General features: G+C 48.8%; 1 protein-coding gene. It reads left to right on the top strand.

Annotated features, from left to right (window positions below; genetic code table 11):
- Positions 1-1,781: reverse transcriptase domain-containing protein (locus CKL79_RS22305; protein ID WP_346427083.1), on the top strand; the 1,781-nt coding region annotated here is incomplete at its 5' end.
- Positions 1,782-1,804: the final 23 nt, after the last annotated feature.

Genomic DNA, 1,804 nt, shown 5'->3' with positions numbered 1-1,804 from the left:
AAGAACCTTTAGTCAGAGTAAAGACGATGACACACTCAGTGATGGGTAGTGATGAATGGGCAGCCATCGACTGGAAAACAGTCGAGAAAATGGTCTACCGACTCCAAACCAGAATCTTCAAAGCCAAACGTCGTGGTGATACCCAGCAGGTTCATAGGCTCCAGAAACTATTGATGAAATCTCGTTCAGCCAAGCTTTTAGCAGTCAGACGGGTAACGCAGGACAATACAGGCAGGAAAACAGCAGGTGTGGACGGGGTGAAATCCCTGCGGCCACCACAACGGCTTGACCTCGTAAACGACCTGTCTCTAACGGGAAAATCTAAACCGACGCGGCGGGTGATGATACCGAAGCCGGGAACGACGGAAGAAAGACCGTTAGGCATACCCTGCATGATAGAAAGGGCACGGCAAATGCTAGTGAAGCTAGCATTGGAACCCGAATGGGAAACGGTTCTAGAAACCAATACCTACGGATTCCGAACGGGAAGAAGCACTCAAGATGCCATCAAAGCAATTTTTAACGGTATCCACTTCCAGCCTAAGTATGTGCTAGATGCTGATATCTCGAAATGCTTCGATAAAATCAACCAAAAAGCCCTACTGAATAAACTGAAGACTTTTCCGACTCTACGCAGGCAAATTAAAGCTTGGCTAAAGTCGGGAGTCGTTCTAGACGGACAGTTATCTCCAACAACTGAAGGCGTTCCGCAAGGCGGAACCCTGTCGCCTTTACTGGCGCTGGTTGCTCTTCATGGATTGGAGACGGTGGCAAGAGGATGTATCCGTCAGCGTCAGTACCTACAGCAAGAGTTGTGTGTCTGTGTATACGCTGATGATTTTGTCATTCTCCACAAGTCACTGGCGGTCGTCTTACAGTGTAAAGCAGCGGTGGAAGCGTGGTTGCAAGAGATGTCTCTTGAGCTGAAACCTAGTAAAACCCGCATTTCTCATACGCTAACACCGCATGAAGGAAATGTTGGATTTGACTTTCTCGGATTCAACATTCGGCAATATCCAGTGGGCAAGCACCAGTCTGGATGTAAATGCGGACAGAAACTAGGATTCAAAACACTCATCAAGCCCAGTAAGGCGAAGGTTGCCCTACATACCCAGAAACTTAGGAACATTATTGATGCTCACAAACCCGCGCCTCAATCGGCACTGATTAGTAAGCTCAACCCCGTTATCAGGGGATGGTGTAACTATTACTCTAGGGTATGTAGTAAGCAAACGTTCACCCGTTGCGATTTCGTTCTGTTTTCTCAACTCAGAGCCTGGGCCAGATACAGAACCGGGCAATACAACTCCAAGACCTTCAACAAATACTGGCACCGCATCGGGGACAGATTGACCTTCTCTACGAAGGATGGAATGCAACTTGCGTCCCACGCTGCAACCCCCATTGTTCGCCACGTAAAAGTGAAAGGGAACCGAAGTTTCTTTGATGGTGATGTGATCTACTGGAGCACGCGAAAGGGCAAACATCCGGAACTACCGAATCGAGTCGCCAGACTTCTTAAAAGGTATAAAGGTCGATGCCCAGAATGTGGACTGATGTTTGCAGGAGACGCGCTGATTGAGGTTGACCATATCCTTCCTAAACAGAAGGGTGGGACAGATAAATTCGACAATCTGCAACCGCTTCACCGTCATTGTCACGACGTTAAAACTGCCTGCGACAGCGTAGAGCAAGGTGCTGATGACAACAGCCGTACTGTTGAGGAGCCGTGTGCGGTTAACATCGCAAGCACGGTTTTGCACGGGAGGGTGACAGGGTGACCTGTCACTCGACCCCAACGATT

Source organism: Leptolyngbya sp. BC1307, from assembly GCF_002286735.1.
GTDB lineage: Bacteria > Cyanobacteriota > Cyanobacteriia > Phormidesmidales > Phormidesmidaceae > Phormidesmis.
Note: the sequence above shows the minus strand (reverse complement) of the source record. Positions and strands in the feature narration are given on the sequence as shown.